The organism is Vibrio genomosp. F10 str. 9ZD137, from assembly GCF_049974785.1.
Lineage (GTDB): Bacteria > Pseudomonadota > Gammaproteobacteria > Enterobacterales > Vibrionaceae > Vibrio.
The window spans coordinates 1-5,579 of sequence record NZ_JBNGCJ010000317.1 but is presented as its reverse complement, the minus strand read 5'-3'; the positions used below and the strand labels follow the sequence as shown (position 1 = coordinate 5,579).

The 5,579-nt window shown below is 44.7% G+C and carries 6 protein-coding genes; 4 read left to right on the top strand and 2 right to left on the bottom strand.

Translation table 11 applies throughout. The features are described 5' to 3' along the window. The coding region (locus tag ACP45E_RS06190) for an NAD(P)/FAD-dependent oxidoreductase (protein ID WP_158008368.1) at positions 1-963 on the bottom strand (963 nt) is incomplete at its 3' end. Between the two features lie 19 nt (positions 964-982). Next, the gene (locus tag ACP45E_RS06185) at positions 983-1,168 is read right to left on the bottom strand and encodes a YgaP family membrane protein (RefSeq protein WP_017033624.1); all 186 of its coding nucleotides are present in this window, start codon (positions 1,166-1,168) and stop codon (positions 983-985) included. Between the two features lie 157 nt (positions 1,169-1,325). On the opposite strand from ACP45E_RS06185, the gene ACP45E_RS06180 reads away from it, so the two are divergent. The 4 genes from ACP45E_RS06180 to ACP45E_RS06165 all read left to right on the top strand — a co-directional run. Then, positions 1,326-1,643, top strand: a complete 318-nt coding sequence (locus ACP45E_RS06180; protein WP_017033623.1) for an ArsR/SmtB family transcription factor — start codon at positions 1,326-1,328, stop codon at positions 1,641-1,643. A gap of 75 nt (positions 1,644-1,718) precedes the next feature. After that, the gene (locus tag ACP45E_RS06175; RefSeq protein WP_017033622.1) at positions 1,719-2,141 is read left to right on the top strand and encodes a YeeE/YedE family protein; all 423 of its coding nucleotides are present in this window, start codon (positions 1,719-1,721) and stop codon (positions 2,139-2,141) included. Between the two features lie 23 nt (positions 2,142-2,164). Then, the gene (locus ACP45E_RS06170) at positions 2,165-2,656 is read left to right on the top strand and encodes a YeeE/YedE family protein (protein WP_017033621.1); all 492 of its coding nucleotides are present in this window, start codon (positions 2,165-2,167) and stop codon (positions 2,654-2,656) included. A 62-nt stretch (positions 2,657-2,718) separates the two neighbouring features. Continuing rightward, on the top strand, positions 2,719-5,579 hold a 2,861-nt coding region (locus ACP45E_RS06165; protein ID WP_069584805.1), incomplete at its 3' end, for an efflux RND transporter permease subunit.

The following is a 5,579-nucleotide window of genomic DNA, read 5'->3' as shown; positions in this document are numbered from 1 at the left end:
GCGGCCTAGCATGTTGTCAGCCGCCATTCTACCTTGACGATTCGCAGGGCCAGCCAATGGAACCATAGTTTGAGAACCCGTTACGAAATCTTGCTCCTCTATCGCATCACCGACGGCATAGATCGACGGATCGCTGGTTTGCATAGTGGGTGTGGTCCAAATGCCACCTAGATCGCCAATTTTTAGCCCAGCTTGAGACGCTAGTGTTGTCTCCGGACGAACACCTATCGCCATAATTAGAATGCCAGTTTCTAATTGCTCGCCATTGTTTAGGCTCAATATCAGGCTTTGGCTCGTCGATTGGTAATCAACGGCTTCAAGCGCAACGCCTAACCTAAGGTCTATGCCTTTGCTTTTTATTTCCGCATGAGCAAAGCCAGCCATTTCACGGTCAACAGGGGTCATAACCTGATCCGCCATTTCAATGAGGGTTGTTTCAATGCCTAGCTGGTGGAAAGCTTCCATCATTTCCAAGCCAATGAAGCCACCGCCGACGACTGTGGCGTGTTGAGGTTTATTGTCAGCTAATGTGTTTAGGATCTTATCCATATCAGGAATGTTGCGCAGCGAGTGCGTCAACGGGTTCTGGATACCCGAAATAGGCGGTACAATCGGAGCTGCACCTGGGCTCAGCAGTAAAAAGTCGTAAGTTTCAATGTATTCAGTGCCATCTAGAAGATTCTTAATGGTAACCGATTTACTCGATCGGTCGATGCTAACCACTTCATTCATGGTACGCACGTCGACGTTAAAGCGAGCTAGGAAACTCTCAGGGGTTTGAAGCAGCAGTTTATTACGCTCCTTGATATCACCGCCAATATGGTAAGGCAAGCCGCAGTTAGCAAAAGAGACAAACTCACCGCGTTCAAACATGATAATTTCAGCATCTTCACTTAATCGTCTTGCGCGAGCCGCAGCAGAAGCACCACCAGCAACGCCACCAATAATTAGAATCTTTGTCATTATTTTCTCCGAGGTACGCTTAGCGTAGTCCTAGTTTTTTTAAAAAATATACGGCAGGACAAATACCAGTGAATGCACTCTGAATCAGATTTATCCCAACAAATACGGTTAGCCAAACAAAATTACTATGAACAGTGACTGTTAATAGCACAGATAGAAGAATCATACAGCCAGCCAGTACGCGTACACCATTATCAATTGTCATAATCTTGTTCCTTCCATTCGTTGTGTAATGTCTTTCCATTTATCTATTAGCTCATACTAATGTTAAATTATCTAAATTGCAATGGTCTAAATTAGTATTGACTAATTTAAATTTATTAGTAGAATCTAAACAAAGCCCAATGAGAGTTAGTATTGCTATGAAAAATCAGGTTCTCGATATCAAAGAGATGCAAAGCCAAGCAGAGGAAGCCGCTAATTTACTAAGAGTGATGGCGCACCCTGAGCGGTTAATGGTTCTCTGTTACTTAACGGAAGGGGAAGTGGGCGTTGCCGAACTGATGCAGCATTCAAATTTGAGCCAGTCTGCTTTTTCTCAACACCTATCTGTACTGAGAAAATGTGGTTTGATTACTTCTCGCAAGGAATCTCAGCAGGTGTTTTACTCGTTGGCGGACCCAAGAGCGCACGCATTGATTAATAGCCTTCACAGCGTTTTTTGCAGAGCTGTCAGTTAATTAAAAAATACATTTTGATTGGCTGTTTTGCTGAGCAGGTAATCAAAATTTGTTTTCAATTGTATAGAGGTTTATATGGCGTTTGCTGTTCCATGGGAGTCACTGTTTGGTGGCATGTTACTCGGGCTATCGGCCGTAATATTGATGCTATTTAGTGGGAAAGTCGCCGGAATTAGTGGGGTTGTTGGAGGGCTTTTAAATCCAAAAAAACACGATTCAAGCTGGCGTGCCGCTTTTGTTGTTGGGCTAATATTAAGTGCGGTTATTCTTGCACCACTTGGCTTTGATCTTCCAGATGTGTCAAACAACAACATCGTGCTGGTCGCTGTCGCTGGTGTATTAGTTGGGTTTGGTACCCGTCTGGCAAATGGCTGTACGAGTGGGCATGGAATCGTAGGCATGGGCCGATTTTCTGTGAGATCCATTGTGGCGACATGCACATTCATGATCACAGCGATCATCGTTGTTTGGGTAAAGCGTCAAGTAGGGTGGGCATAATGTCAGTGAATAGAATAGTAGGAATGATCGTTGGCTTGATCTCTGGGCTGCTTTTCGGTGCAGGCATGGTTATCTCTGGAATGGCGGATCCGGAAGTCGTCACTGCGTTTTTGGACCTGACAGGTGATTGGGACCCAAGCCTCGCATTTGTGATGGGTGGTGCGCTTTTCGTGTTTACACCTTGTTATCATCTGATCATTAAAAAGCGCACAAGCGCGATCAATGGCAGCCAATTTTCGTTGCCACAGAAAAAGAACCTCGACGGTAATTTAATCGTAGGCGCTAGCATTTTTGGTTTGGGTTGGGGGCTTTCTGGGATTTGTCCAGGCCCAGCAATGAGCAGTATAGCGGGGGGCTCAAATATAATTTTAGCGTTTGTATTGAGCATGTTGGTGGGTTTCGTATTAGGTAGTCAGCACCTAGCAGGACGACTGTGGATTAGCAATAAAAACGAAGCAAGCGATGATCAAAGCCAACAAATCGATCCTTCTCCAGTCACCGATACGATTAACTGATCAACAGAGCAGTGAGATGCAGTTTGCATCTCACTAGAAGGCCAATCTAAGGGAGTTAGATTATGGATAAAGAACACTCACATTCGCTCGTCTATCGAGTAATGAACAGCTTTTTCCCTCCTATTTTATTGGTCATCGCACTCGCTTTTGGGGCTGCTGCTTTCTGGTTGACCCCAAAAGAAGAAGATCCACAGATCGTCGTGCCTATGATTGATGTGTTAATCGATGCACCAGGCTTAAGCGCCCGTCAGGTCGAAAATCAAATTACGGAACCGATTGAAAAAATCTTGAGTCAAATTGACGGTGTTGAATATGTCTATTCGTCATCAATGGAAGGAGCTGCTCAAGTTATCGTGCGTTTTTATGTTGGGGAAAACCGCGAAGAAGCCTTAGTTAAGCTCTATAACAAGCTTTATTCTAATCAAGATCATATTCCTTCTACTGTCGAACGTTGGTTAGTTAAACCTATCGAAATCGACGATGTAGCGATTGTCGTTGCTGCCGTTTACTCGAAAAACGCGGAACAGCTTGATCATGATGATTTGCGCCGAGTTTCTGAACAAGCGACTCTAGCGTTGAAAGCGGTTCCCAATACCAATATTGTATCAGTGATTGGTGGTCAACCTAGAACCATCGAATTGGCGCTCAATGCCACGGCTATGGCCAACTACAAAGTCACGGTTTCAGATCTTGCCCAAGCATTTCAACTCACTCATGTCAAATCTTCAGCAGGGGACATTCAAACTTCGGGTCAGCGATATTCTCTTGAAAGTGGTCAACTGTTTCAATCTTCGGAAGAGCTTGGAGACTTTGTGGTCTCCGTGATTAACGGACGTCCTGTTTATTTGCGTGATGTTGCTGATATCTATGACGGCCCATCTGAAGCCAAAAGTGATACCTGGTATCGTTCAGTGGCGTTGAATGACGCTGAAGAGGTTCCTGCGGTCTTTATCAGTGTAGCTAAGCAAAAAGGTGCGAATGCCGTTACCGTTGCCAACGACGTCATAGCCACGTTACGAGAATTAGAAAGCACTCAGTTTCCTGAAGAGATCGGTGTCGATATTATTCGAAACTACGGACAAACCGCCGATGAAAAAGTCACCAACTTAATCTCTAGCTTAGGTATTTCTATACTGACTGTGGTTGTCTTTGTCGGGTTATTTCTTAATTGGCGCAGTGCCCTTGTTGTCGGTATTGCCATTCCTATCAGTTATGGCGCGACATTGGGCGTGGATTTACTGTTCGGCTACTCGATAAATCGAGTGACCTTATTCGCGTTGATTTTGGCGTTAGGCCTTATCGTTGATGATCCTATCGCGAGTATCGATAATATCGAACGGTATTTGAAGAGAAAAGAACTCAAACGAACGGATGCCATTGTGCTGGCAATGGCTGAAATTCGCAGCGCATTGCTCATGTCCACCGTGGCGATTGTGATTGTGTTTACCCCTATGTTCTTTATCACTGGAATGATGGGGCCGTATATGGCGCCGTTGGCTTTCAACGTCCCGATAAGCGTTGTGTTTAGTACAGTAATCGCGTTTTTCATAACACCTTGGCTTGCCAAAAAAATACTGAAAGGCTCTGAAGAACGTGGTCATTATCAGATCAAAAATACACTCTTATTTAAGACATACCAACGGTTGTTACTGCCACTATTGCAAAGTCGTAAAAAAAGCCACGGATTTCTGGCGTTAGTCGGTTTACTCTTTTTAATTGCAGCGTCACTGCCTTTGTTTCGCTCGGTACCCTTAAAGTTACTGCCTTACGACAATAAGAATGAGTTCCAACTGATTGTGAATATGCCCGAAAATACCGATTTCGTATCGACATCGAACGTATTGCGAGAGTTTTCGGACTTTTTAATCACTGTCCCTGAAGTCCAATCGGTATCTGGTTTCTCTGCAATAGCGTCCCCGATGGATTTTAACAGCATGGTCAGGCACTATTTTTTACGTAATCAGCCCTATCAAGGTGAACTACGGATAGTTCTGGTCGATAAAAAACACCGGAATATGCAATCACACGAAATAGTAACTAGGCTACGGTCAGACATCGAAGCCATTGCATTTAAGCATAATGCGGCTATTCAAATCGTCGAAGTGCCACCTGGCCCACCGGTTATTTCCACCATCACTGCGGAAGTGTACGGGAATGGGTTCCAAAGCTATTCACAATTGCAGGAGCAAGCAAAACAGGTAGCAAATCGGTTATCAAGAGAAGCGTTTGTGTCAGAAGTCGATACCAGCGTTCAAGGTGAATCCAAAACGTTACAGTTCATTATTGATCAAGAAAAAGCGGCGTTATCTGGTATTTCAGTAGCGGATATCAATCAGACACTTCAGTCCGCCAATCAAGGCTACACCTTAGCCTACTTAGCAAAACAGAACGAAGTGAACCCGCTCGCGATTTCAATTCGATTACCAAGAGGTGATAGAGATCAGTTATCCGCGTTATTGCAACTTTACGTAAGAGGTAGTACAGCGTCGATCAAAAATAGCCAAGATGGTGGGTTAGTCGATGCCGCTAAACCTCTGGTTCAATTAAGTGAACTCGGAGAATTTGTGAATCGAGAGACGGATCAACCTATCTTTCATAAAAACCTAAAACCCGTTGTTTATGTGTACGCCGAAGTCACTGGAAGAGTCCCTGGGGAGATCATTGCCGATGTAATGGCCGATCAAGATACGCCAGTGCAAACGTATTCAGTGCCCGTCAATGAGCGCTCATATTTAAACAATGGGGCTGGCGATAGCTGGAGCGTAGCTAAAGGCACCGACATTGTCTGGAGTGGTGAAGGGGAGTGGAAAATCACCGTCGATGTGTTTAGAGATCTCGGTATTGCCTACGCAGCGGCACTGTTTGGTGTGTTTATCGTGATGCTGATTCAAACCGGACAGCCTGCCGTATCGGGTATTATCAT